Here is a 22,707-nt window from a genome sequence, read left to right on the forward strand (position 1 = left end):
TGTGCCGGCATTCGTGGCAAGATCGGCGTCTTTAGATCTTAGGGGTGAGGGCATGCGCATGAAGCAGCGGTTGTGGGCAACATTGGCCATGGTGGCAGGTGCCGTGGCACTGGCAGGGTGCGGTAGCGCCAGCAAAAAAGGCGGTACCGAAGCCGTTGTGCAAGTGAAGGTGGACAACACCCAGCGCGCCACCACCATTGAGTTTGCCCCGCAGCTGATTGACTGCGGCCGTGTGGCGCGCTGCCCCACGCTGGGTGCGATATGGCACAGCGAAACCCCGAACCGCGCCACGCTGCTGGTGGGGACTTGGGGTGGTCAAGCCAAGGTGGAATCAATCGAGTTCAACGTGCGCCCGCACGCGCCGCTGCGGGTGCGCTCGCTGGCCAAAGACGCATCCAGCCTGCCCGGCGTGACAGCGTTTGTGGTGCCCATGGACACCATCGAGCGCATTACCTTGGGCAAGGGTGGCTGGGTACGTGTAGCCACGGATAGCGGAGTGATTGAAGAAAATATATACAGCGGCGAGCGCTCCAGCCCCGCAGCAGATGCGTTCAAGCGCTTTTTGTACGAGGCCTATAAAGGCACGGACAAGGAACTCTCCAGCGGCTTGCTGGGCGTGTTCAGCGATAAGCCCTACCAGCCCAACTACGGAAAATAAGAGCGCTTAGCGCTTGTCTGCTAAGACTTTCACAGCATTTCGATGTGAAAGTCTACGTTTAATAAGCGCTAAAAGCTCTCGAATACATAGCGCATGGCTGCAAAGCAGTGCGCTTTCGGCATGGTTTTAGCCAGCGCGCACATGGGTGGGCGGCTAATTCAGGCATCATTGCGGGTTAGCCCTAGGCATCGCCGGTAGATATAACCAAAGCATCTTATTACTTAAGTATTGATTCTTTGGTTTTTATATGCCAAAGCGTTACATTTCCACATCCTATTTTTGAGAGCACGTGGCCTGCTTTGTGGCAGCGCGTGCTGTAGCTACTGACATGATCGACATTCGGGACCTGTCCCTGACCTACCAAGGCCCCAAAGGGCCCGTCGAAGCGCTCAAGCACATCAACCTGACCATTGAGCAGGGTGAAATCTTCGGCATCATCGGCCGCTCTGGCGCGGGCAAAAGCTCGCTGGTGCGCTGCATCAACTTGCTCAACCGCCCCACATCGGGCCAGATGGTGGTGGATGGCCGCGATCTGATGACCATGACCGATGCGCAACTGCGCGCAGCGCGCCATGAAATTGGCATGGTGTTCCAGCACTTCAACCTGCTGTCCTCGCGCACCGTGTACGACAACGCCGCGTTGCCGCTGGAGCTGGCGGGCATGACCAAGGCGCAGATCAAGGAACGTATTGATCCCTTGCTGGAACTGGTAGGGCTGACGCACTTGGCAGACCGCTATCCCGCGCAAATCTCGGGCGGCCAAAAGCAGCGTGTGGGCATTGCTCGTGCGCTGGCGTCCAACCCCAAGGTGCTGCTGAGTGACGAAGCCACCTCCGCGCTGGACCCTGAAACCACCCGTTCCATTTTGGATTTGCTGCGCAAGGTCAACCGCGAACTGGGCGTGACCGTGGTCTTGATTACCCACCAGATGCAAGTGATCAAGCAGATCGCGGATCGCGTGGCGGTGATTGACGCGGGTGAAATCGCGGAAATGGGCTCGGTCATTGAGGTGTTCACCCAGCCGCAGCAAAGCATTACCAAGAGCTTGATCGACGAAATCGTGCCGCAAGAGCTGCCCGTCAGCGTGCTTAACCGTGTACGTGCTTTGGCCGCCAAGCTGCCTGCGGGCCAAAGCGGCCAGTTGCTGCGCCTGTCGTATGCCGGTGAAAGCGCGTATGAGCCGATTCTTTCGCACCTGATTCGTGAGCTGGGCTTGGATTTGTCCATCTTGCACGGCCAGATTGACGAAATTCAAGAGCAAACCTTTGGCTCGCTGGCCGTGTTTGCCAGCGGTGATGCAAGCAAGATTGAGGCCGCCATCAGCCACTTGAAGAGCAGTGGTGTGGTGGTGCAAGTGGTGGAAGTGAAGGGCTAAGCGATGTTCGAGAATTTTTCGGAAATGATGATCGAGTTGTTCATCGACTCGTTCTGGGAGACGCTGATCATGGTGGGCATCTCCGGCCTGCTGGGTGGCATCATCGGTATTCCGCTGGGCGTGTTTTTGCGCCTGACCGACAAGGGCGGCGTGCTGGAAAACGCACCGCTGAACAACTCCGTGGGCTGGGTGGTGAACGCGGTGCGTTCCACGCCGTTCATCATCTTGCTGGTGGCCATCATTCCCTTCACACGGCTGATCACCGGCTCGTCGATTGGTACATGGGCGGCGGTGGTGCCTTTGACCATTGCGGCCGCGCCGTTCATTGCGCGTTTGGTAGAGACATCGCTGCGTGAAGTGGACAACGGCCTGGTCGAAGCGGCGCAGTCCATGGGTGCGACCACCAGCCAGATCGTCTGGAAGGTGCTGCTGCCCGAGGCCATGCCCGGTATTGTGGCGGGGCTGACCATCAGCTTTGTGAGCTTGACGGGCTATTCGGCCATGGCAGGCGCGATTGGCGGCGGTGGTCTGGGTGACTTGGGTATCCGCTACGGCTACCAGCGCTTCCTGCCCGACATCATGCTGGCCGTGGTGATTATCTTGATCTTCTTTGTGCAAGCCATCCAAAGCTTTGGCGACTGGATTGTGCGGCGCATCAGCCACAAGTAATCAACCAGCGCCGCGCTGCACATTGTTGCGGCCCCGCATACCAAGCCGTGCCCTGTGCACGGCTTTTTTACGCCAGCGCCAGCGTGCTGTTAGGGCGCTTGCCCGAACACGCAGACCGCCATACCAATTGGTGCGGGCTGAATAAGCTTATGCGTGTTTTCCCTTGGTTGCTTATGCGTTACTTTCTTGGCACGCCCCTGCAACAGGGGCCTTTGATTGAAGTTGAACCCGATTCAGGATATCCACCATGCACAAGCGTTTCCTTTTGAAAGCCCTGGCGACGGCCGCGTTCTTGCCCGCAGCCTTGATGGCACAAGCCCAAGACGGCAAAGTCACGATTGGCGTGACTGCCGGCCCCCACGCCCAGATTGCCGAAGTGGCCAAGCAAGTTGCTGCCAAGCAGGGGCTGCAGGTCAAACTGGTGGAGTTTGGTGACTTTATCCAGCCCAACGCTGCTTTGGTAGCGGGTGATATTGATGCCAACATCTACCAGCATCAGCCTTTTATGGATGCGCAAAACAAAGACCGTGGCTACAAGCTGGTGCCCGTGGCCAAGGCGGTGAACCAGCAAATGGGCGTGTACTCCAAGAAGGTGAAAAATCTCCAGGATTTGCAGAGCGGCGCCCGGGTGGGCATTCCCAACGACCCCACCAATGGCTCGCGCGCACTGATGGTGCTGGCCAAGCAGGGGTTGATCACCCTCAAAGCGGGTGCTGGTGCACGGGCCTCGGTGCTGGACATCACGGCCAACCCCAAAAAGCTGAAGTTGGTGGAGCTGGAAGCCGCGCAACTGGCCCGCTCACTGGACGACTTGGATGCCGCCGCCGTCAACAGCAGCTACGCCGTGGCAGCAGGCCTGAAGCCCCAGGGCGACTCACTGGCACTGGAAGATGTGAACACGCCGTATGTCACGGTGCTGATTGCCACGCGTGCAGGCCATGAAAAAGATGCCGACCTGCAAGCGTTTGTGAAGGCCTACCAGTCACCCGAAGTGGCGGCCTTTATTGCCACCACCTTCAAGGGCGCTTACACGCCTGCTTGGTAAACCGCGCAAATGGCTGGCACCGCCCCGCGCGTCATGCACCACCACTTACCACCGGGAGATGCTGTGCATCCACATCAAACAGATCATGCTTTTGTGTCGGCACTGGGTGTGCAATGGCTGCACCGCCCTGTGCCTGATCAGCAGGGTTTGGCTGCGCTGCTGGCCCACGAGGCACTGGATGCTGACCAGCAAGCGGCCGTGGTGCAGGCCGTAGGTGCCAGCGTGGCCGAGGAATGTGCGGCCCACGGCTATCACCGCATCGATTTGGTGGTGTTGCACCCTGCCACCGCAGGGCTGCAAGCCGCGCTGCAGCGCTTTGACCAGCCGCACACCCATGCCGACGATGAGGTGCGCTACATCCTGGATGGCGAAGGCATCTTCGGCTTTCTGGATGCGCAGGGCCAAGAGCGTGTGGTGACCGTGCGCGCTGGCGATTACCTGCGTGTGCCCGCGGGCGTGGAGCACCGCTTTACGCTGACGGCGGCGCGTCGCATCAAGGCCTTGCGCCTGTTTACGGACACGGCCGGGTGGGCCGCGCACTACACCCAGCGCCCTGTGGGCGCTTTGGAGATGAAAGAATGAATTTGCCTTTGCATGCGCTGGATACGGCGCAGTTTGAACGTGCCCAGCAACTGCTGGGCGAGGAGTGGCTGGCGCAGGATGCCGAACTGGCACCCCTGCTGCCGGTGGTGCTGGCGCGTGGCGTGGGGCAGGACTGGCACAAGTCCGGCACCTTTCGCCACCATCTGGCGGGCGTGGCCCGTGCTTTGACCTTGTGGCGGCAGCCCCGGGAAGTGCGCCTGCTGGGCTTGTTGCACAGCGTTTACGGCAACGCCTTTGTGGATCTGGTGAAGTTTGATGCCAGCAGCGAACGCGGTGCTTTGCGCGCCTTGGTGGGAGAGCAGGCTGAGCACCTGATCTATCTGTTTTGCACCATCAGCCGCACCGAATTCACCCAAAAGCTGCAGGCGCACGCCACGGCAGCAGATGGCACGATGGAGGTGGCCCAAGGTGCCCAGCGCATCACCCTCACGCCGCGGGAAGTGGCGGCGTTTGCCATCGTCACCATGGCCGATGCGATGGAGCAGTGGTCCAGCTGGCAAGACGATGTGTATTCGCGCTTTCCGTATGTGGACCCTGCGCGCCAGCAAAGCGTGCATTGGGCCTCGTCACTGTGGCCTGGCCCCATGCGGCCCACCAGCCGCATTGTCAGCCAGATCAACGCCTGGGGCCGTGCCCTGCAACACCCCGTGCTGCGCCAGCAACTGCCCTTGCCGCCCATGTTTGCGCAGTGCACGGCGGAGTTGACGGCGGGCCACGAAGCGGCGGCCATGTCGCTGTACTGGTCGGTGATTCAAATGGACCAACCCTTGGTGGAGCCCGATTGCGCGATTGCCGTGCTGGAGCAGGCCGTGCGCCTGAACCCCTGGGTGGGCGAGCCCCAGATGGTGCTGGCCCAGCTGTATCTGGCGGCGGGGCGCCCGCAAGAGGCAGAACGTGCTGCAGCCAGTGCGGTGCATTGCTACAGCTGCTGGGGCAATGCCTGGGACAAGCGCGTGCAGTGGGACGCCTGGATGGCATGGGCGCGTATTGTGCGCCAGTCGGCCCAGCAGGGTACATGGCCCGATCGTTTGGACAAGCTCAACAACATGGCGCTGCGGCAAGAGGTGGCGGGGGCGTAAGCCCTCAAGCCTCAACTTGCTCTATAAAAAGTAGCTGTTGGCGCATGCATTCCTTACGTTTCCATGCCAAAAAGTATGGAAATGAAGGCGAATTAAGCGCCACCAGCTCTCTTTTTTATGAATGCGCACTCTCTTCAGCCCTGTAGGTACAGCCTGCTGGGCTTTTTGCTTTACTGAGGCTGGTGCAGGGGCTTCGTGCCGGGCCGCGTACCGGCAAAAAAAGACCCGGGGCATAGCCCGGGTCATGCAGGGGTGACAGGCTGCGCATCGCGCCAAATCACGCTGCCGGTGCCTGAAGGCCGGTGGCAGCGTGGGCGCAACGCGTGCTTAGGACTCGTCGTCAGAGAAATGGTGCTGGGGCGTTGGCTTGCGGAAGCCCTTGGTCAGCCAGGCCAGATAGATGATGCCCACTGCCGCCCAGGCAATGCCTGCCTTGAGCGATGTGTCTTCCACTTCCAGCCACAGCGCGCCGATGGAGATAAAGCCCAGCAGCGGTACGACGAAGAAGTTCAGGAAGTCTTTGGGCGTCTTCATGCGGCCATCACGGAAGCCATAGCTGCAGATCACCGACAGGTTCACAAAGCTGAATGCGGTCAGGGCGCCGAACGAGATCAGGGCCACCACGAATTCCAGGCTCAGGAAACCTGCGGTCAGGCAGATCACGCCCGCCAGCCAGATGTTCAGGGCGGGGGTGAAGTTTTTGGGGCTGATGTAGCCAAAGAACTTCTTGGGCAGCACGCCGTCGCGGCCCATCACGTACATCAGGCGCGAGACGCCAGCGTGCGCGGAGATGCCCGAGGCCATCACCGTCACGATGGCAAAGGCCAGCACCACGGACTGGAAGAAGGCGCCGCCCACCAGCAGCAGAATTTCAGGCTGGGTTTCGTCCACCAGCTCAAAGTACTGCGCGGGGTTGCCGGGGAAGTACAACTGCATGAAGTAGGTGGAGGCGATAAAGATCAGGCCCGAGATCAGCGCGGTCAGGAAGATGGCGCGCGGCAGGGTCTTTTTCACGTCCTTGGTTTCTTCGGCCAGCGAGCTCAGCGAGTCAAAGCCGGTGAACGAGAAGCACAAAATGGTGGCGCCCGTGATCAACGCGCCAATTTCGGTGCTGGCGCTCCAGAAGGGGTTGAAGCTCCACAGTGCGTCGGCGCCTTGTTCGGCGATGCTGCCCAGCTCATCGCTCAAGGCGTTCTGGCCGGCGTACAGCTTGGTGTAGATCAGGTAGGTAAAGATGCCGATGACCAGCAGTTGCACCACCACGATCAGGCTGTTGAAGTTGGCCACAAAGCGTGCACCGCGCAGGTTCACGCCCACCATCAACAGTGACAGGCCAATGATCCAGACCCAGTGGTTGACGTCAGGGAACAGTTCCGTGAGGTAGATGTTTGCCAGCAAGATGTTGACCATGGGGGACAACAAATAGTCCAGCAACGAGGACCAGCCCACCATAAAGCCCGCATTCGGGTGGATGGACTTTTGCACATAGGTGTACGCAGAACCCGAGGAAGGGTGTTTGCGGATCATGTGGCCGTAGCTGATCGAAGTCAGCAACACGGCGATCAACGCAATCATGTAAGACGTGGGTACGTGCTGCAGGCTGTCTCGCGACACCATGCCGAACGTATCCAGCAACGTCATGGGCTGGATATAAGCCAGGCCGATGATGATGACTTGCCACAGGACAAGTGTCTTTTGGAGTTTGGCGACTCCATGGGAATCATGATGGGTGGTCAATTTACTTCTACCTCTTGAAAAAAATCAGGGAGTGGTGAACTCGGGTGGCTTCGCCTTGGGGCGATCAGGAAGCTGTGTCATGAGCAGCGCATGGTTGGAAAAACGGTGTGTACTTCTGTCAGGCATAAAAAGTGGCCTCGCAGGGCCTGTTTTTTTCATCGGATATCGCCAGTGCCGCAGCGCGTCGTGTGACGGCTGCGGAACGTGGCGATGTAAAAGCCCCGCTACGAAGTGACGCATAGCGGGGCTTTGATGTCGCTCTCGTGCGTACCAGGCGGACATTTGCTCCATGCAAGTGACATGCGCTGGCGCGCGCGATTCGGGGCGGATTCTAGCACCAGGTGTTTGCGCTGTAACAGTCTCCCCAAGTCCACGCCTGCCGCACAAGGAATTGCTGCTTTTATAGATTTGATAGCTGCCGCCGCTGGTGTTGGCTGCGCCTTGGCGTGTTATTGCTTGGTAGTGCGCTAAAAATCAACGTTAGAAGCTATCTTTTTTGACAATAAAAAAGCCCTTGGTGGTGACCAAGGGCTTGCAGGATGCATGCCAGTGAGTGCCCTTGCGGGCACTGCTTGCATCTAAGTTCAGAACTAAAAGCCCAGCAGCACCGAGCCTTGGAATTGCTTTTCCACAAATGCACGCGTTGACTCGGACTGGTAAGCCTTGACCAGCTTGGCAGCCCAGGGCTGCTTCAGGTCGGCTTCGCGCACTGCCAAGATATTGACGTAAGGGCCGTCAGCGCGCTCCAGTGCAATCGCGTCTTTCTTGGGGTTCAGACCTGCAGAGATGGCAAAGTTGGTGTTGATGGCCGAGGCGTCCAAATCATCCAGCGAGCGGGGCAACTGCGCGGCATCCAGCTCAACAAAACGCAGCTTCTTGGGGTTCTCCACCACATCCAAAGGCGTGGCCTTCAAGCCTGCGTTGGGCTTGAGCTTGATCAGGCCTTGCTCTTGCAGCAGCAGCAGCACGCGGCCACCGTTGGTGGGGTCGTTCGGAATGCCGAACTTGGCGCCTTGCTTGAGCTCATCGAGCTTCTTGACCTTCTTGGAATACAAACCGATGGGGAAGTTGACGGTGTTGGCCAGCTTCACCAGCTTGTAGCCCCGGTCCTTGACCTGGGCATCCAGGTAGGGGCTGTGCTGGTAGCTGTTGACATGCAGCTCGCCAGAAGCCAGGGCGGCATTGGGCTGCACGTAATCGCTAAATTCAATGATTTGAATTTTCAAACCATCTTTTTCAGCCACTTGCTTGACGTGCTCCATGATCTGGGCGTGCGGGCCCGCAGTAACGCCTACCTTGATGGCATCTTGCGCATGTGCGCTGAAAGCACCGGCTGTCGCAACAGCCAGTGCAGCTTGGATAAAAAGACGTTTGTTCAGCATCTCAAACTCTCGAAAAAGGAGGAGTGCACTGTACTGCGACTTCCTTATATTTTTCGAGAATATATTCTTATTTTTATATAACTTTTGGAGATGATTGGCGTCTTCAGCGCCTATCAGATAGTGATCAGATATTGAAGTCGGAGGCGGAAGGCTTGGGCAGCGCCATCACACGGTAGGCCACCACATCCAGCGCGGGATAGCTGATGTCTTGGCGATCCGTCCAGACCTTGGGGGTGATGGGGCCCACCAAAGAGACAACATCGCCTTCCAGTAATTCGCGCAACTGGCTGCAGGGCACGGGGTCAAAAGCCACCACGTTCACAAACAGGCTGCTGGGGCCGTCGCCGGTGTTGGCACGCAAACCGCCATCGCCTACCGTAGCGCGCATGCGCGCCACCATGAAAGTTTTGCCAAAACGGTCAGTACGCTCGCTGGGGTCAGTGGTCAAACGTCCGGTAATCAAACCTTCAATCATTTGTCTCTTGCTCTTTGCTGCCTGTCTTCAGGCAAAAATAAAAATAAAAAACAAAAAGGGCTAACAGCGCGCTGTTAGCCCTTTTCTATATCAATGGTCGGCGTGGCGGGATTCGAACTCGCGACCCCTTGCACCCCATGCAAGTGCGCTACCAGGCTGCGCTACACGCCGACAAGACCTAGATTATATGCCGAAAAAACTGGCCTCTTTGGAGGTTTTCAAATCTTTTCGGTACTTGGCCAACGATGTCCACGCTTTGACGGTGCTAGGCACTTTCATTGTGAGGACAACAAGCGCGCAATTCTAGCGAACTTCGATGCCCCAGCATGGGATCAGGCATTCCTGGGCGGCTGGATGTGTATCAATGACTTGATATGGGGCATTGGAGCGCGCGCAGAGAGTTTCTACAATGAATCTGGCTAGCGCTCGAAGACCTCACCGTCGAATGTTTGTCCCCAACCACGCACCACGCGTAAAGGAGCACGATATGGCAATGATGAAAGCAGCAGCTTTTCTGGAGAAAGGGCGCATTGAGATTGTGCAAAAGCCCATCCCGGATGTCGGCCCCAATGATGCGTTGATTCGCATCACCACCACCACCATCTGCGGCACCGATGTGCACATCCTCAAAGGCGAATACCCTGTCGAAAAAGGTTTGACCGTGGGGCACGAGCCTGTGGGCGTGATCGAGAAGCTGGGTGGTGCCGTGCAAGGCTACCAAGAAGGGCAGCGCGTGATTGCTGGCGCTATCTGCCCCAACTTCAACAGTTACGCGGCGCAAGATGGCTACGCCAGCCAGGACGGCAGTTATCTGAGTGCGCGTGGCTTATGCGGCTGCCATGGCTACAAGGCGACCGCAGGCTGGCGCTTTGGCAATTTGATTGATGGCACCCAGGCCGAGTACGTGCTGGTGCCGGATGCACAGGCCAATCTGGCGCCCATCCCCGATGGGCTGACGGACGAGCAGGTGCTGATGTGCCCAGACATCATGTCCACCGGGTTTGCAGGTGCGGAAAATGCCAACATCAAAATTGGTGACACTGTTGTAGTGTTTGCCCAAGGGCCGATTGGGCTGTGCGCCACAGCGGGTGCGCGTCTGCTGGGGGCGACCACCATCATTGCCGTGGATGGAAATGACCACCGCCTGGGCATTGCCAAAAAAATGGGGGCCGACGTGACGCTGAACTTCCGCAATGTGGATGTGATCAGCGAGGTGCTCAAACTCACGGGCGGCAAGGGGGCTGACAGCTCGATTGAAGCGCTGGGCACGCAGGCAACGTTTGAGCAAGCCATGAAGGTGATCAAGCCCGGAGGTACGTTGTCGAGCCTGGGGGTGTATTCGGAAGATTTGAAGATTCCGCTCTCTGCCTTTGCTTCTGGCTTGGGCGACCACACCATCCGCACAGCGCTGTGCCCCGGAGGCAAAGAGCGCATGCGCCGGCTGATGAATGTGATTGAAGCCAATCGCTTGGACTTGGGCGTGATGGTCACGCACCAGCGCAAGCTTGACGATATCGCGGAAGCGTACGACCTGTTTGCGCACCAGCGTGATGGGGTGCTCAAAATCGCTATCAAGCCCTGAGCTGAAAAATTAGCGCACTAAAAAGCCACCTTTGCGGTGGCTTTTTTATCGGCGATGCCTGAGACAAATGCGGTGCAGCGGTGCAGCGGTGCAGCGGTGCAGCGGTGCTGCGTTGCTGCGTTGCCTCAGCACTGCTGGCAAATGGGGTAGCAGCGCTTAGATGTCTTCCAGCAAGGTGTAGGGCAGAGGCAGGATGGTCAAGGGCGAACCTGTGGCGCTACCGGCCATCAACGCCTCAGGCGCAGCACTGATTTGCATGCTGACGATGGCCTCCCAGCCGCCTTGGGGTGCAGGCGCGGCTTGCACCACGGTGCCGACGGCTTGCTCTGCATCGCTGGCAGCAAACACCTCTGTGCCAGCTTGTACCTCAGCCTCCGCATGGACGATGAAAGCGCGGCGCTTGAGGGTGCCGCGAAACTGGCTGCGTGCCACCACTTCCTGGCCGGGGTAGCAGCCTTTTTTGAAGTTCACGCCGCCAATCGATTCGTAGTTGAGCATCTGTGGCACAAAAAGCTCATAGACCGGTTGTGAAACCGTGGCCACGCCACTGGCCACTTCAGACCATAGCCACTGCGCGGCGGTCAATGTGGTGGCGGGTGCTGCCGAGCTGGCTGGGGCAATCCACAGTGCACGGGCTTGGCCAGCGGCAGGGTACAGGTGGACGACGTGGACATCACCTTCAGACTGCAAGGCCCACGGCGCTTGCTCGCTGTGCGGCACGGCGTTGCCGATCAGGCCCTGCAGGTGAAATTCGGCGCTGGCATCGCTGAGCTTTGCTTTGGCGCGCAGCACAAACATGGACAGGCGTTTGAGAGTCTGTGCCAGCAAGTCACGGCTGAGCACGAGCAAAATATCGTCATGCGCACGCTTGAAACCAATAAAGCTGGCTTGCATGCGGCCTTTGGCCGAGCAAAAAGCGGCCAAGCGTGCTTGGTGCAGATCAAGCAACGCAAAGTCATTGGTCAACTGGCCGTGCAAGAAGCTGGCAGCGTCATCGCCCTGTACGCGGATGACGCCCAGATGTGAAATGGGGGCAATGCCTTGGAGTGTCTGGGTCATGGGTGAATTATGATCCCCGCTCTTTATCAGAGGATGCAAAAGGTTGTGCGACGTTTTTTGATGGTGCTGTTATTTTTGGCTGCATTGGCCGCCCTGGCAGGTGGGGCTGCGGCATGGTGGCTGGGTCAGCCGCTGCGCATGTCTGCACAGACTCTGGAGCTGGAGATTGAGCCCGGCACTTCCCCGCGTGGCGTAGCGCAGGCCGTGGTGCAAGCGGGGGTGCAGACCGATGCCCGGCTGCTGTATTACTGGTTTCGCCTCTCCCAACAAGATCGCCAAATACGCGCTGGCAACTATGAGTTGACGGCAGGCACCACGCCGCGCAGCCTGTTGCAAAAGCTGGTGCGCGGTGAAGAAAGCTTGCGTGCCATCACGTTTGTGGAGGGGTGGACCTTCCGCCAGATGCGGGCCTTGATTGCCAAGGACGAATTCCTCAAGCACGACACGGTGTCCATGAGCGAAGCAGACATCATGGCGGCTTTGGGCAAACCCGGCGTTGCCGCTGAGGGCATGTTCTTCCCCGACACCTACACCTATGCCAAAGGCAGCAGCGAGCTGGCTGTGCTGCGCCGCGCTTTGCATGCCATGGAGCGCCGTTTGGACGAGATGTGGGAGCTGCGCAGTGCGGACACGCCACTGAAGTCGCCCTACGAGGCATTGATTTTGGCCAGCATCGTGGAAAAAGAAACCGGCCGCGCCAGTGACCGGGGGCAGATTGCGGGGGTGTTTGCCAATCGCTTGCGCGCAGGCATGCGGCTGCAAACCGACCCTTCGGTGATTTATGGCATGGGCGAGACCTTTGATGGCAACATTCGCCGCAAAGATCTGCTAACTGATACCCCGTGGAACACCTATACACGGGCGGGTTTGCCACCCACGCCGATTGCGATGCCCGGCAAAGCGTCTTTGCTGGCTGCGGTGCGCCCAGAGCCGACCAAAGCTTATTATTTTGTAGCGCGTGGCGATGGCAGCAGCCACTTCAGCCCGAATTTGGATGAGCACAACCGGGCGGTCAACCGCTACATCCGTGGCGGCAATTAGCGTGGTGCTTAACACCTTGGCCGTACACGGCAGAACTTGTAGATAGAGATTTTGTTTTGAAGCAGACACCCATGACCGGCTTGTTTATCAGCTTTGAAGGCATAGATGGCGCGGGCAAGTCCTCGCACATTGAAGCTTTGGCGCAAGCCTTTCGCGATGCTGGCCGCTCCGTGACCTTGACGCGTGAGCCGGGCGGCACGCCCTTGGCGGAGAAGCTGCGGCAATTGCTGCTGCACGATGCCATGGACCCCCTGACCGAAGCCTTGCTGGTGTTTGCTGCACGCCGCGACCATTTGGTGCAGGTGATTGAGCCTGCGCTGGCGCGTGCAGAGGTGGTGGTGAGTGATCGTTTTACCGACGCCACTTTTGCCTATCAAGGTGCGGGCCGTGGTTTTGACTGGAATAAGCTGCAAATACTAGAGCGTATGGCGCAGACTGGATGCGCGCTAGAGCCAGATTTCATGCGAGAACCTGATTTGACCATCTGGTTTGATTTGCCCGCCGCAGTGGCGGCGCAGCGACTGGCCACCGCGCGTGTGCCAGACCGTTTTGAGGCGCAGCCCCAAGAGTTTTTCGCTGCAGTGGCGGCTGGCTATGCACGTCGCTGTGAAGAGGCTCCCCAACGATTTGCACGCATCGATGCGCACCAGCCTCGTGAAGCGGTGTGGCAGCAAGTGGCCCTGGTGCTGCAGCAACGCGGCTATTTGCAGCAGGCCTCGGGGGCCGCAGCGTGAGCGCGTCCACTGGCCTGTTGGCCCCGTGGCTTGCGCAGCAGCGCCAGGCCTTGTTGGCCCAGCGCGGGCATGCGTGGTTGTTGCAAGGCCCGTCGGGCATGGGGCAGTTTGAGCTGGGCATGGCCATGGTGCGTGCGTGGTTGTGTGAGCAGCCCACGCAGCAGGGCGCTTGCGGCCACTGCGCCAGCTGCCACAGCATTGATGTGCATGCCCATGCGGATTTGTGTGTGCTGATGCCGGAGGTCGACATGCTGGAGCGTGGCTGGCCTTTGAGCGAGAAGGCACAGTCCGAGATTGACGATAAAAAACGCAAGCCCAGCAAAGAAATTCGGGTGGATGCCATGCGTGATGCCGTGGAATTCACCCAGCGCACCAGCGGCCGTGGGCGCGGCAAGGCGGTGCTGGTCTACCCGGCAGAGCAGATGAATGCCATCACGGCCAATGCCTTGCTCAAAACGCTGGAAGAGCCACCGGGGGACGTGCGTTTTATTTTGGCGACAGAAGCTGCACACCAGTTGTTGCCCACGATTCGCAGCCGTTGCTTGGCACACACCATGGCCTGGCCTGCAGAGCCCGAAATGTTGCAGTGGCTGCAGCAGCAAGGCCTGGCGGCAGAAGCTGCACAGGCTTGGCTCAGAGCGGCGGGGGGCAGACCGCTGGACGCCTTGGCGATGGCGCAAGCGGGCAAAGGGTTGGACGTCTTTCAGCGCTTGCCCAAAGCCGTGGCTGCCGGTGATGTGAGCATCTTTGCTGATATGGCGCAACCCGAAGTGGTGCAATGGTTGCAAAAGCTCTGCCACGACCTGATGTGCGTTGCCCAGGGCGGCGGGCCACGTTATTTTGCGGCCCAAGACCTCCCCCAAGCGCCTTCGGCAATGATCTTGGCACGCTGGGCCAAATCGCTCGCACAGGAAGCACGCACGGCGGAGCATCCATTTAATGCGGGTTTGATGACGGAGGCCCTTGTGGCACAGGCGCGCACAGTCCTACACTCCAAGCATTAAAGCGATTTACACGACATCCATGAGCACGCAGACGCCACCTCCTCGCCCCAGTGTTTTGCAACTGGCCCTCAAAGAAAAAGGGGCTTTGTACGCTGCCTACATTCCTTTGTTTGCTGAAGGCGGTATCTTTGTGGCGACGTCGCGCGAGTTCCGCCTGGGTGATGATGTGTATGTGCTGCTGACCCTGCCTGAAGACACGCAGCGCTACCCGATTGCGGGCAAGGTGGGCTGGGTGACGCCCGCCGGTGCAGGTGGCAATCGCACACAAGGTATTGGCGTGCGTTTTCCCAAGGACGAAAAGTCGCAGCAGCTCAAAGCCAAAATTGAGCAGATTTTGGGTACTGCGATTGCTTCGGAAAGACCCACGCAAACGCTGTAGGCCAGCCACGGTTTTCTTGCAATGCCGGCTTGGGGTGCACCAAGGCCGGCATTATTTTTGTACGATTGATTGCGAATGTTTACCGATTCCCACTGCCATTTGAACTTTCCGCAGCTGTCTGCCAATTTGCCCGCCATTCAAGAGGCCATGGCGCAGGCGCAGGTGACGCGCGCCATGGTCATCTCCTGCACGATGGAAGAATTTCCGGATGTGCATGCCTTGGCCCTGCGCTATGACAACCTGTGGTGCACGGTGGGGGTGCACCCCGATACCGAGCATATGACAGAGCCCAGCGTGCAAGACTTGGTAGAGCGTGCCGCACTGCCCCGCGTGGTGGGTATTGGTGAGACGGGCTTGGACTACTACGGCATGGAAGACCGCAAGGGGGGCCGCACCGTGGCCGATATGGAGTGGCAGCGTGAGCGCTTTCGCACCCACATTCGCGCAGCCCAGCAGTGCGGCAAGCCTTTGGTGATCCATACCCGCGCAGCGCACGAAGACACCATCCGCATTCTGAAAGAAGAGGGCGAAGACGGCAGCACAGGCAGTGCAGGCGGTGTGTTTCATTGCTTTACCGAAAGCATGGAAGTGGCCAAACAAGCACTGGACCTGGGTTTTTACATCTCGTTTTCTGGCATCGTGACGTTCAAGAGTGCCCAATACTTGCGCGATGTGGCCGCTTTTGTCCCCGCAGATCGCATCTTGATTGAAACGGACAGCCCGTATTTGGCACCCGTGCCTTACCGGGGCAAAATCAACAGTCCAGCCTATGTGCCCTTTGTGGCCCAGCAGGTGGCCCTGGTGCGGGGCATGACCATGGAAGCCGTGGCGCAGCTGACCAGCGAGAACTTTGACCGTTTGTTTAAAGAGGTGGTGAACGGATGAACCGACGAGTCCTGTTGCAGTCGCTGGGCATGGGTTTTTTCGCTGCCGCTGTATGGCCGCTGGCGCATGCAGATGTGGCTGCCGATTTGCAGACCGCCATCATTCGCGACAACTTCGTGCAGGTGCGCAAGTTGCTGCAGCAGGGCGTAGACCCCAATAGCGTGGATGAACGTGGTCGACCTGCGCTGGTGAAGGCCATGCAGCTGGAATCATTGCGGGTGGCGCAAGAGCTGATCAAAGCACCCGCTATCCATATCAATGCTGCCAGCCCGGCGGGGGAGACGGCGTTGATGCATGCCTGCATCAAAGGGCATATTGATGTGGTCAAGCAATTGCTGGCGCTGGGCGCACGCGTGAACCATCCGGGCTGGACACCGTTGCACTATGCCGCCAGTGCAGACACCGCGCACAGCACGGCCATTGCCCAGCTGCTGCTCGATCAGCATGCGTACATTGATGCCGAATCTCCCAACAAGAGCACACCACTGATGCTGGCGGCGCAATATGGATCACAAGCCATGGTTCAGCTGCTGCTGGACGCTGGCGCCGATGTGCAAGCACGCAACGAGTTGGGGCTGAGTGCAGTGGACTTTGCGCGCCGCTCAGACCGCGCCTTTATGGTGGAAATGCTGGAGCAAGCCTACCAGGCCACCCGCCGCTCCAAGGCCAGCTGGTAAGCGCCCAGCATGCGCTGCACGAAGGTGCAGGTTTGCGTGCAACTCATCGAGAAAAAAGTAGCGCCCAGCGCTTGCCTAAAGCCAGTTTCCAATACATTGTTAATTGGAAGCAGTTCTAAGCAAGCGCTGGGCGCTATGTTTTTTAAGGCTGGCTGCCTGTGTGTGCCTGCAGGCGTGCGTACAAGCCATGCATGGCCAGCAGCTCAGCGTGTGTGCCCTGCTCGGCAATGTGGCCACGCTCCATCACCACCACACGGTCCGCGTGCTCAATGGTGGACAGGCGGTGTGCAATTACCAAGGTGGTGCGGCCTTGCATCAGCGTTTGCAGTGCTTGCTGCACCAAGCGCTCGGATTCGGTGTCGAGTGCGGAAGTCGCTTCGTCCAAAATCAACACAGGCGCGTCCTTGTACAAGGCGCGTGCAATCGCCAAACGTTGGCGTTGGCCGCCAGAAAGCTCCACTGCGTTGTGGCCCACCTCGGTGTGAATGCCTTGCGGCATGAGGCGCACATGATCGGCGAGGTTGGCTGCTTCCAAGCTTGCCCACACGCGCGCTTCATCCACCTCGGCACCCAGGGCCACGTTCGCAGCCACGGTGTCGTTGAACATCACCACATCCTGGCTGACCATGGCAAATTGCTGGCGCAGATAGTTCAGATCCCAGTCCTGCAACGGCACACCATCCATGCAAATTTCACCGGATGTGGGATTGATAAAACGCGGCAGCAAGTTCACCAAGGTGGTCTTGCCTGCGCCCGATGGGCCGACCAAGGCGAGCACTTCACCGGGGTTCACCTGTAAGTTCACACCGTCCAGTGCGGGGGCCTTGTCATCGCCAAAAGACACGCTGAGGTTGCGCAACTCAATATGGCCTTGCACCTTGACGGGGCGCTGGGAGCCGCTTTGCTCTGCATCGCTGTCTTCCATCAAAGCCAAACCGCGCTCCAGTGCGGCAACGCCACGAGTGATAGGGTTGGCGACATCCGCCATGCGGCGTAGCGGGGCAATCAGCATCAGCATTGCGCTGATGAAGGCAACAAAGCTGCCAACCGTCACGTTTTCGCTGCGGCCTTGCCACAAGGCTATGCAAATCACCGCAGACAGTGCCACTGCAGCCATGAGCTGGGTAGTGGGGGTCATGGCTGCCGAGGCAATGGTGGACTTGATGTTGAGTTTGCGTAATTGGCGGCTCAAATCCCCAAAACGCGCAGCTTGTGCTTGCTGAGCGCCATGCAGTCGTACCACACGGTGTGCAAGTACATTTTCTTCGACCACATATGCCAATGCGTCGGTCGATTGCTGACTGCTCTTGGTGATGCGATACAAACGCTTTGACAGCGTTTTCATGATCCAGCCGACGGCCGGGACGATAAAGGCGACGACCAAAGTCAGCTGCCAATTCAGATACAGCAAGTAGCCCAGCAGTGCAATGAGCGTGAAACCATCGCGCGAAATGGCCAGGAAGGCTTGTACCAATTGGGTGGCGCCGGTTTGTACTTCGTAGACCACGGTGTTGGACAAGGCGCTTGCAGATTGTTTGGAAAACAAATCCATTCGAGCTACTTGTACGCGCTCAAAGAGATCTTTGCGCAGGCGCAGCATCCCTTCGTTGGCAATGCGAGAGAGCGCGTATTGCCCCGTAAACTGTGCAATGCCACGGATAAAAAATAAACCAATGATGAAAAGCGGAACCATCCACAGGTTCAGCGAGCCCTCAGTAAAACCATTGTCTAGCAGAGGTTGTAGCAAAGCCGGGATCAGAGGTTCTGTGATAGCGCCCACCAGCGTTGCCAGGATCGCCAAGCTCCATGCAAGACGCTGGTTGCCAAAGTAGGGCGCAACGCGCATCAAGCGCTGGCGTAAAGTAAGTTCTGTCGTGGCGGGGGCCGCCATGCGGATGTTTTTATCTGTGGTTTGCATGTGAGGTTGATTTTACGTGCCCGTATCAACCTCTGTTATACATATTGACACAGCGGCTATCCGGTCAGATGTGGAGAAGTGTGTGTAACATCCTAGGGCGTACCCGGAGCATCTTCTATCTTCCGGCACATATTGGCTGCGCATGAATACTGAACACCAATCCCAACTATCTTCTATCCAAGCGGCTTTGCCGTTTGCCTCCCGTCGTACTTTGCTCGCGGCCATGGCCGCCACACCGGTATTGCCCGCTTTGGCGCAATTTCGTGTGGAAGTCACAGGCGTTGGCCTTACCCAGCTTCCGATTGCTCTGCCCGCTTTTCGCGGCGAAGACGGCGCGCCCCAAAAGATTTCGCAGATTATTCGTGCAGACTTGGAGCGCAGCGGGCAGTTTCGCAACATTGATGCCGCTGGCGAGAAACTGGATGAAACCTCTCGTCCCGATATGGCGCTGTGGCGCCAGCGTGCTGCAGACGCACTGGTAACGGGCAGTGTCACACGCTTGGCGGATGGCCGCTTTGACGTGCGTTTTCGGTTGTGGGATGTGGTCAAGACCCAAGACCTTGGGGGGCAGGGGTTTGCCGTGGCTCCCGCAGATTTGCGTCTGGTGGCACACCGCATTGCGGACTTTGTCTACGAAAAACTCACGGGAGAACGCGGGATTTTCTCGACCCGGATTGCCTATGTAACCAAGGCCGGCAAGCGCTACGTGCTGTGGGTGGCCGACGCGGATGGTGAGAATGCGCAGTCTGCACTCTCGAGCACTGAGCCCATCATCTCGCCCGCTTGGTCCCCCAATGGTGGTGAGCTGGCTTATGTGTCGTTTGAAGCGCGCAAACCCGTGGTGTATGTGCACGAAGTGGCCAGTGGCCGCCGTCGTTTGGTTGCGAACTTCAAGGGCTCCAACAGTGCGCCGGCATGGTCGCCAGACGGAAACTCTTTGGCCGTGACCCTGACGCGCGATGGGCTTTCACAGCTCTACCGCATCAGCTCGCAAGGCGGTCAGCCCATGCGGTTGACACAAAGCAATGGCATTGATACCGAGCCCGCATTCTCTGCTGACGGCAAGACGATTTACTTTGTCAGCGACCGTGGTGGCTCGCCACAAATCTACAAAGTCTCTGCTTCGGGTGGCAATGCACAACGCGTGACCTTCTCGGGTAACTACAACATTTCACCTTCGGTGAGCCCCGACGGCCGCTGGCTGGCCTATATTTCCCGCGTGGGAGGGGGCTTCAAGCTGTACGTGATGGATCTGGAAACTGGTACGGCCACGGCTGTCACAGAGACCTCGGATGATGAAAGCCCCAGCTTTGCACCGAACAGTCGTTTGATTGCATATGCCACCAAGCAAGGTGGGCGTGAAGCACTGATGACGACAACTTTGGACGGCAAGATCAAAGCACGTCTGGCAGGACAAAGCGGCGAAATCCGAGAGCCCGACTGGGGTCCTTATCAAAAATATTAAATTTACGTAAACCTTTGTGAGCGGCTCGCGTTCTATTAGTGACCTAGCATACCTAGGCAAGGAGAATTTAATGATTACGTTTAAGCGTGTTTCTATCGCATTGTCTGTAGCTGCCTTGTTGGCTGGCTGCTCTTCTGGCGTTAAGCTGGATGAAAACTCCGCTGCTGCTAACGGTGGCGCTAACACTTCTGGCGCTGCCAGCGGTGTGGCTGGTGTGGACCTGACCGGTTCGCAAATCGACGCAGATGGTGGTCCCAAGGGTGTGGGCCGCGTGGTTTACTTTGACTTTGACAGCTTTGTGGTCAAGCCCGATGCCCAAGGTCTGGTGGACGCCAATGCGCGTTTCATCAAGGCTGATGCTTCGCGCAAGGTGACTGTCGAAGGTCACACCGACGAGCGTGGTGGCCGTGAATACAACTTGGCTTTGGGCCAAAAGCGTGCTGAAGCTGTTCGCCGCTCTTTGACTCTGCTGGGTGTGAGCGACAACCAGGTAGAAGCGGTGAGCTTTGGTGAAGAAAAGCCTGCTGCTGCTGGCAGCAACGAAGCTGCATACTCGCAGAACCGTCGCGCTGAAATCTCTTACCGTTAAAGCATGAACGTTCGCAATGGAATTTTGCGGATGAGCTGCCGTGCATTGGCTGTCGCAGGCCTGTGCGCGGCATTTGTTCATCCTGCACACGCCTTTTTGGAAGATGCGGAAGCCCGCCGCGCTATTTTGGAGCTGCGTCAACGCTTTGACAGCAGTGCTGGAGAAGCGGCTCAAATGCGCCGCAGCATGTTGGATTTGCAAGCGCAAATTGAAACCATGCGCCGTGAAATGGCACAGTTGACCGGCGCGAAGGAGCAGTTGGAGCGAGAGGTCGCTGAACTGCAGCGTCGCCAAAAAGATTTGGCAGCAGGCATGGACGACCGCCTGCGCAAGTTTGAACCTGCACAGGTGCAGGTAGATGGCTTGGAGTTTGTTGCAGATCCTGCGGAAAAGCGTGATTACGAAGCTGCGCTGGAGAAATTCCGCGCAGGTGACTTCGCAGAGGCTCGCAAGGAATTTGCGAACTTTGTGAACACGTATCCAAACAGTGGCTATATGCCTTCTGCGCGCTTTTGGCTGGGTAACACGCAATACGCAGGTCGTGACTATAAAGAAGCGATAGCCAATTTCCGCTCCATGCTCAAGGCTGCACCGCAGCATGCACGCGCTGCAGATGCATCACTTTCTATTGCGAACTGTCAGCTTGAATTGAAGGACACCAAGGGTGCAGTCAAAACGCTGCAAGATTTGGTGAAGGCCTATCCGGGAACGGAGGCCGCAACGACGGCGAAAGATCGCCTACAACGTTTGAAGTAATGACCTCTACTGAGAATGTCAGCAACGCCATCGTCGGCTCTGCCAGCGATGGTTTTTTTATGGACGTGGATTTGCAGCGTCGCTTTGGTGGGTTGGAGCGCTTGTATGGCGTAGAAGGGGCAGCACGTATTCGTGCTGCTCATGTGGCCGTGGTCGGGATCGGCGGCGTAGGGTCTTGGAGTGCAGAGGCTTTGGCGCGCAGCGGCGTAGGCACCTTGACCCTGATTGATTTGGACAATGTGGCTGAATCCAATATCAATCGACAAATTCACGCACTTACAGATACGGTAGGCAAGGCCAAGGTCGATGCTATGCGTCAGCGCATCTCGCAGATCAACCCCGCATGCATAGTTCACTGTATTGAGGACTTTGTGGATCCAGAAAATTGGCCCAAGATTCTCCCCGCTGGTGTGGATGCTGTGATTGATGCATGTGATCAAGTCAAGGCCAAGCTGTCAATGGCACAGTGGGCACGTCGTAATAGACGCTTATTTATCGCTGTGGGAGCCGCGGGTGGCAAGCGTTTTGCGCACAAAGTTGAAGTGAATGATTTATCGCAGACAACACATGATCCACTTCTGGCGCAGTTGCGCTATCGGCTGCGCAAAGAATTTAATGCGCCCAAAGAAGGTAAGAAGATTGGGGTGACTACTGTATTTAGCCGGGAAGCGGTGTCGCAGCCTGATGCTTCATGTCAGTTAAAAAACAGCGATGGCGGTTTGAATTGTAGCGGATACGGCTCTAGTGTCGCTGTGACAGCTACCTTTGGGCACTGTGCCGCAGGTTGGGTTCTGGATCAAATTGCGAGTAACTCGAAAAAATAGCACGTTTTGCTAAAAACGCAAAAAAATCGATGCTACAATTCATGCATTCGCTAGTTAGATACATTCTTTAGCTAGCAGGTTGGGTCTTTAGCTCAGTCGGTAGAGCAGCGGACTTTTAATCCGTTGGTCGCGAGTTCGAATCTCGCAGGACCCACCAAAGAATTCAAGGACTTAGGTTAACGCCTAAGTCCTTTTTTCGTTTCTGGTGTCAACCAAGTGTCAACGCAGACAACGGGTTGAGCTTGACAACCTCTTGCAGGTGGTCGGGTGCTAAGTGGGCGTAGCGCATCGTCATGGTCAGATTGGCATGACCCAGGCTGCGCTGGAGCACCAAGATGTTGCCGCCATTCATCATGAAGTGCGACGCGAACGTGTGCCGCAATACGTGGGTAAGCTGCCCGTTCTGAAGTTTGATGCCTGAGCGTTCGATTGCATCACGAAATGCCGAGTAGCAGGGAGCAAACAGGCGTTGGCCTGTCTCAGCTTTGATGTGGTGTGATCGGAGCTCCTGGGCCAACTCAGTGTTAACGGGAATCGAGCGGATCTTCCCGGATTTGGTGCCTGCAAACTGAATCTGGTCGTTGAGTATGTGGCGTGCTTCCAGACTTTCAGCTTCGCTCCACCGTGCACCGGTTGCCAAGCAGACTTTTGTAACCATAGCTGCATGGCGGTTCTTTCCTTTCTGCAGCTCCGATAAAAGATCATGAATCTGATCAGATGTCAGGTATGACAGCTCGCATTCCTGCACTTTTGTTGATTTCCACGCAGAAC

Annotated in this window: 23 protein-coding genes and 2 tRNA genes; 18 read left to right on the plus strand and 7 right to left on the minus strand. The window is 57.7% G+C overall.

Annotated features, from left to right (window positions below; all coding sequences use genetic code 11):
* Positions 1 to 52 precede the first annotated feature (52 nt).
* From B3R00_RS05645 to B3R00_RS05670, 6 genes are all read left to right on the plus strand, one after another.
* Positions 53 to 658: a hypothetical protein gene (locus B3R00_RS05645; protein ID WP_286997953.1), complete on the plus strand. Its 606-nt coding sequence runs from the start codon at positions 53 to 55 to the stop codon at positions 656 to 658.
* A 328-nt stretch (positions 659 to 986) separates the two neighbouring features.
* Positions 987 to 2,033, plus strand: a complete 1,047-nt coding sequence (locus B3R00_RS05650; RefSeq protein ID WP_286997954.1) for a methionine ABC transporter ATP-binding protein — start codon at positions 987 to 989, stop codon at positions 2,031 to 2,033.
* A 3-nt stretch (positions 2,034 to 2,036) separates the two neighbouring features.
* The gene (locus B3R00_RS05655; protein WP_219164412.1) at positions 2,037 to 2,702 is read left to right on the plus strand and encodes a methionine ABC transporter permease; all 666 of its coding nucleotides are present in this window, start codon (positions 2,037 to 2,039) and stop codon (positions 2,700 to 2,702) included.
* Positions 2,703 to 2,949: 247 nt separating this feature from the next.
* Entirely contained in the window at positions 2,950 to 3,747 is a 798-nt protein-coding gene (locus tag B3R00_RS05660; RefSeq protein ID WP_286997957.1) for a MetQ/NlpA family ABC transporter substrate-binding protein, read from the plus strand.
* A gap of 63 nt (positions 3,748 to 3,810) precedes the next feature.
* Positions 3,811 to 4,329, plus strand: a complete 519-nt coding sequence (locus tag B3R00_RS05665) for a cupin domain-containing protein (RefSeq protein WP_286997958.1) — start codon at positions 3,811 to 3,813, stop codon at positions 4,327 to 4,329.
* The gene (locus tag B3R00_RS05670; RefSeq protein WP_286997959.1) at positions 4,326 to 5,429 is read left to right on the plus strand and encodes a DUF6817 domain-containing protein; all 1,104 of its coding nucleotides are present in this window, start codon (positions 4,326 to 4,328) and stop codon (positions 5,427 to 5,429) included. Before B3R00_RS05665 ends, B3R00_RS05670 begins: the two co-directional genes overlap by 4 nt.
* Before the next feature lie 327 nt (positions 5,430 to 5,756).
* Here the strand turns inward: B3R00_RS05670 and B3R00_RS05675 are convergent, their stop codons facing one another.
* The 4 genes from B3R00_RS05675 to B3R00_RS05690 form a co-directional block, all read right to left on the minus strand.
* A complete protein-coding gene (locus B3R00_RS05675) occupies positions 5,757 to 7,166 on the minus strand; it encodes an APC family permease (RefSeq protein ID WP_286997960.1) in 1,410 nt (469 codons plus the stop codon).
* A gap of 590 nt (positions 7,167 to 7,756) precedes the next feature.
* A complete protein-coding gene (locus B3R00_RS05680) occupies positions 7,757 to 8,548 on the minus strand; it encodes a MetQ/NlpA family ABC transporter substrate-binding protein (protein ID WP_286997962.1) in 792 nt (263 codons plus the stop codon).
* 124 nt (positions 8,549 to 8,672) lie between these two features.
* Positions 8,673 to 9,023, minus strand: coding sequence for a single-stranded DNA-binding protein (locus B3R00_RS05685; protein ID WP_219164417.1), 351 nt, complete (start codon positions 9,021 to 9,023; stop codon positions 8,673 to 8,675).
* 94 nt (positions 9,024 to 9,117) lie between these two features.
* Positions 9,118 to 9,194 (minus strand) — tRNA-Pro (locus B3R00_RS05690).
* A 316-nt stretch (positions 9,195 to 9,510) separates the two neighbouring features.
* Here B3R00_RS05690 and B3R00_RS05695 point away from each other — a divergent pair.
* Positions 9,511 to 10,605 (plus strand): NAD(P)-dependent alcohol dehydrogenase, encoded by a 1,095-nt coding sequence (locus B3R00_RS05695; RefSeq protein WP_286997965.1) that lies wholly within the window; start codon positions 9,511 to 9,513, stop codon positions 10,603 to 10,605.
* 156 nt (positions 10,606 to 10,761) lie between these two features.
* On the opposite strand, the gene B3R00_RS05700 is transcribed toward B3R00_RS05695, so the two are convergent.
* Positions 10,762 to 11,664 carry a YgfZ/GcvT domain-containing protein gene (locus B3R00_RS05700; RefSeq protein ID WP_286997966.1) on the minus strand — a complete coding sequence of 301 codons (903 nt, stop codon included), beginning with the start codon at positions 11,662 to 11,664 and terminating at the stop codon, positions 10,762 to 10,764.
* A gap of 33 nt (positions 11,665 to 11,697) precedes the next feature.
* On the opposite strand from B3R00_RS05700, the gene mltG reads away from it, so the two are divergent.
* The 6 genes from mltG (at position 11,698) to B3R00_RS05730 (ending at position 16,384) form a co-directional block, all read left to right on the plus strand.
* Positions 11,698 to 12,705 (plus strand): endolytic transglycosylase MltG, encoded by a 1,008-nt coding sequence (mltG, locus tag B3R00_RS05705; protein ID WP_376747694.1) that lies wholly within the window; start codon positions 11,698 to 11,700, stop codon positions 12,703 to 12,705.
* Positions 12,706 to 12,776: 71 nt separating this feature from the next.
* Positions 12,777 to 13,439: a dTMP kinase gene (gene tmk / locus B3R00_RS05710; protein WP_286997967.1), complete on the plus strand. Its 663-nt coding sequence runs from the start codon at positions 12,777 to 12,779 to the stop codon at positions 13,437 to 13,439.
* Positions 13,436 to 14,443, plus strand: a complete 1,008-nt coding sequence (holB, locus tag B3R00_RS05715) for a DNA polymerase III subunit delta' (RefSeq protein WP_286997968.1) — start codon at positions 13,436 to 13,438, stop codon at positions 14,441 to 14,443. Before tmk ends, holB begins: the two co-directional genes overlap by 4 nt.
* A 19-nt stretch (positions 14,444 to 14,462) precedes the next feature.
* Positions 14,463 to 14,822 carry a PilZ domain-containing protein gene (locus B3R00_RS05720; protein WP_219164422.1) on the plus strand — a complete coding sequence of 120 codons (360 nt, stop codon included), beginning with the start codon at positions 14,463 to 14,465 and terminating at the stop codon, positions 14,820 to 14,822.
* Positions 14,823 to 14,897: 75 nt separating this feature from the next.
* Positions 14,898 to 15,707, plus strand: a complete 810-nt coding sequence (locus B3R00_RS05725) for a TatD family hydrolase (protein WP_286997971.1) — start codon at positions 14,898 to 14,900, stop codon at positions 15,705 to 15,707.
* Complete coding sequence (locus B3R00_RS05730; RefSeq protein ID WP_286997973.1) at positions 15,704 to 16,384, plus strand: ankyrin repeat domain-containing protein; 681 nt, start codon at positions 15,704 to 15,706, stop codon at positions 16,382 to 16,384. Before B3R00_RS05725 ends, B3R00_RS05730 begins: the two co-directional genes overlap by 4 nt.
* 142 nt (positions 16,385 to 16,526) lie before the next feature.
* On the opposite strand, the gene msbA is transcribed toward B3R00_RS05730, so the two are convergent.
* Entirely contained in the window at positions 16,527 to 18,302 is a 1,776-nt protein-coding gene (gene msbA, locus B3R00_RS05735) for a lipid A export permease/ATP-binding protein MsbA (RefSeq protein ID WP_376747695.1), read from the minus strand.
* Positions 18,303 to 18,444: 142 nt separating this feature from the next.
* On the opposite strand from msbA, the gene tolB reads away from it, so the two are divergent.
* The 5 genes from tolB to B3R00_RS05760 all read left to right on the plus strand — a co-directional run bounded on the left by tolB (position 18,445) and on the right by B3R00_RS05760 (position 22,093).
* Complete coding sequence (gene tolB / locus B3R00_RS05740) at positions 18,445 to 19,767, plus strand: Tol-Pal system beta propeller repeat protein TolB (protein WP_376747696.1); 1,323 nt, start codon at positions 18,445 to 18,447, stop codon at positions 19,765 to 19,767.
* Between the two features lie 70 nt (positions 19,768 to 19,837).
* A complete protein-coding gene (gene pal / locus B3R00_RS05745; RefSeq protein WP_286997975.1) occupies positions 19,838 to 20,356 on the plus strand; it encodes a peptidoglycan-associated lipoprotein Pal in 519 nt (172 codons plus the stop codon).
* Positions 20,357 to 20,359: 3 nt separating this feature from the next.
* Positions 20,360 to 21,112: a tol-pal system protein YbgF gene (ybgF, locus tag B3R00_RS05750; RefSeq protein ID WP_219164426.1), complete on the plus strand. Its 753-nt coding sequence runs from the start codon at positions 20,360 to 20,362 to the stop codon at positions 21,110 to 21,112.
* 59 nt (positions 21,113 to 21,171) lie between these two features.
* The gene (locus tag B3R00_RS05755; protein WP_286997987.1) at positions 21,172 to 21,936 is read left to right on the plus strand and encodes a tRNA threonylcarbamoyladenosine dehydratase; all 765 of its coding nucleotides are present in this window, start codon (positions 21,172 to 21,174) and stop codon (positions 21,934 to 21,936) included.
* 81 nt (positions 21,937 to 22,017) lie between these two features.
* Positions 22,018 to 22,093, plus strand: a tRNA-Lys gene (locus B3R00_RS05760).
* A gap of 51 nt (positions 22,094 to 22,144) precedes the next feature.
* Here the strand turns inward: B3R00_RS05760 and B3R00_RS05765 are convergent.
* The coding region (locus B3R00_RS05765; RefSeq protein ID WP_286997979.1) for a tyrosine-type recombinase/integrase at positions 22,145 to 22,707 on the minus strand (563 nt) is incomplete at its 5' end.

It is taken from the genome of Comamonas sp. UBA7840 (genome assembly GCF_002501455.1).
Taxonomy (GTDB): Bacteria; Pseudomonadota; Gammaproteobacteria; order Burkholderiales; family Burkholderiaceae_C; genus Comamonas; species Comamonas jiangduensis.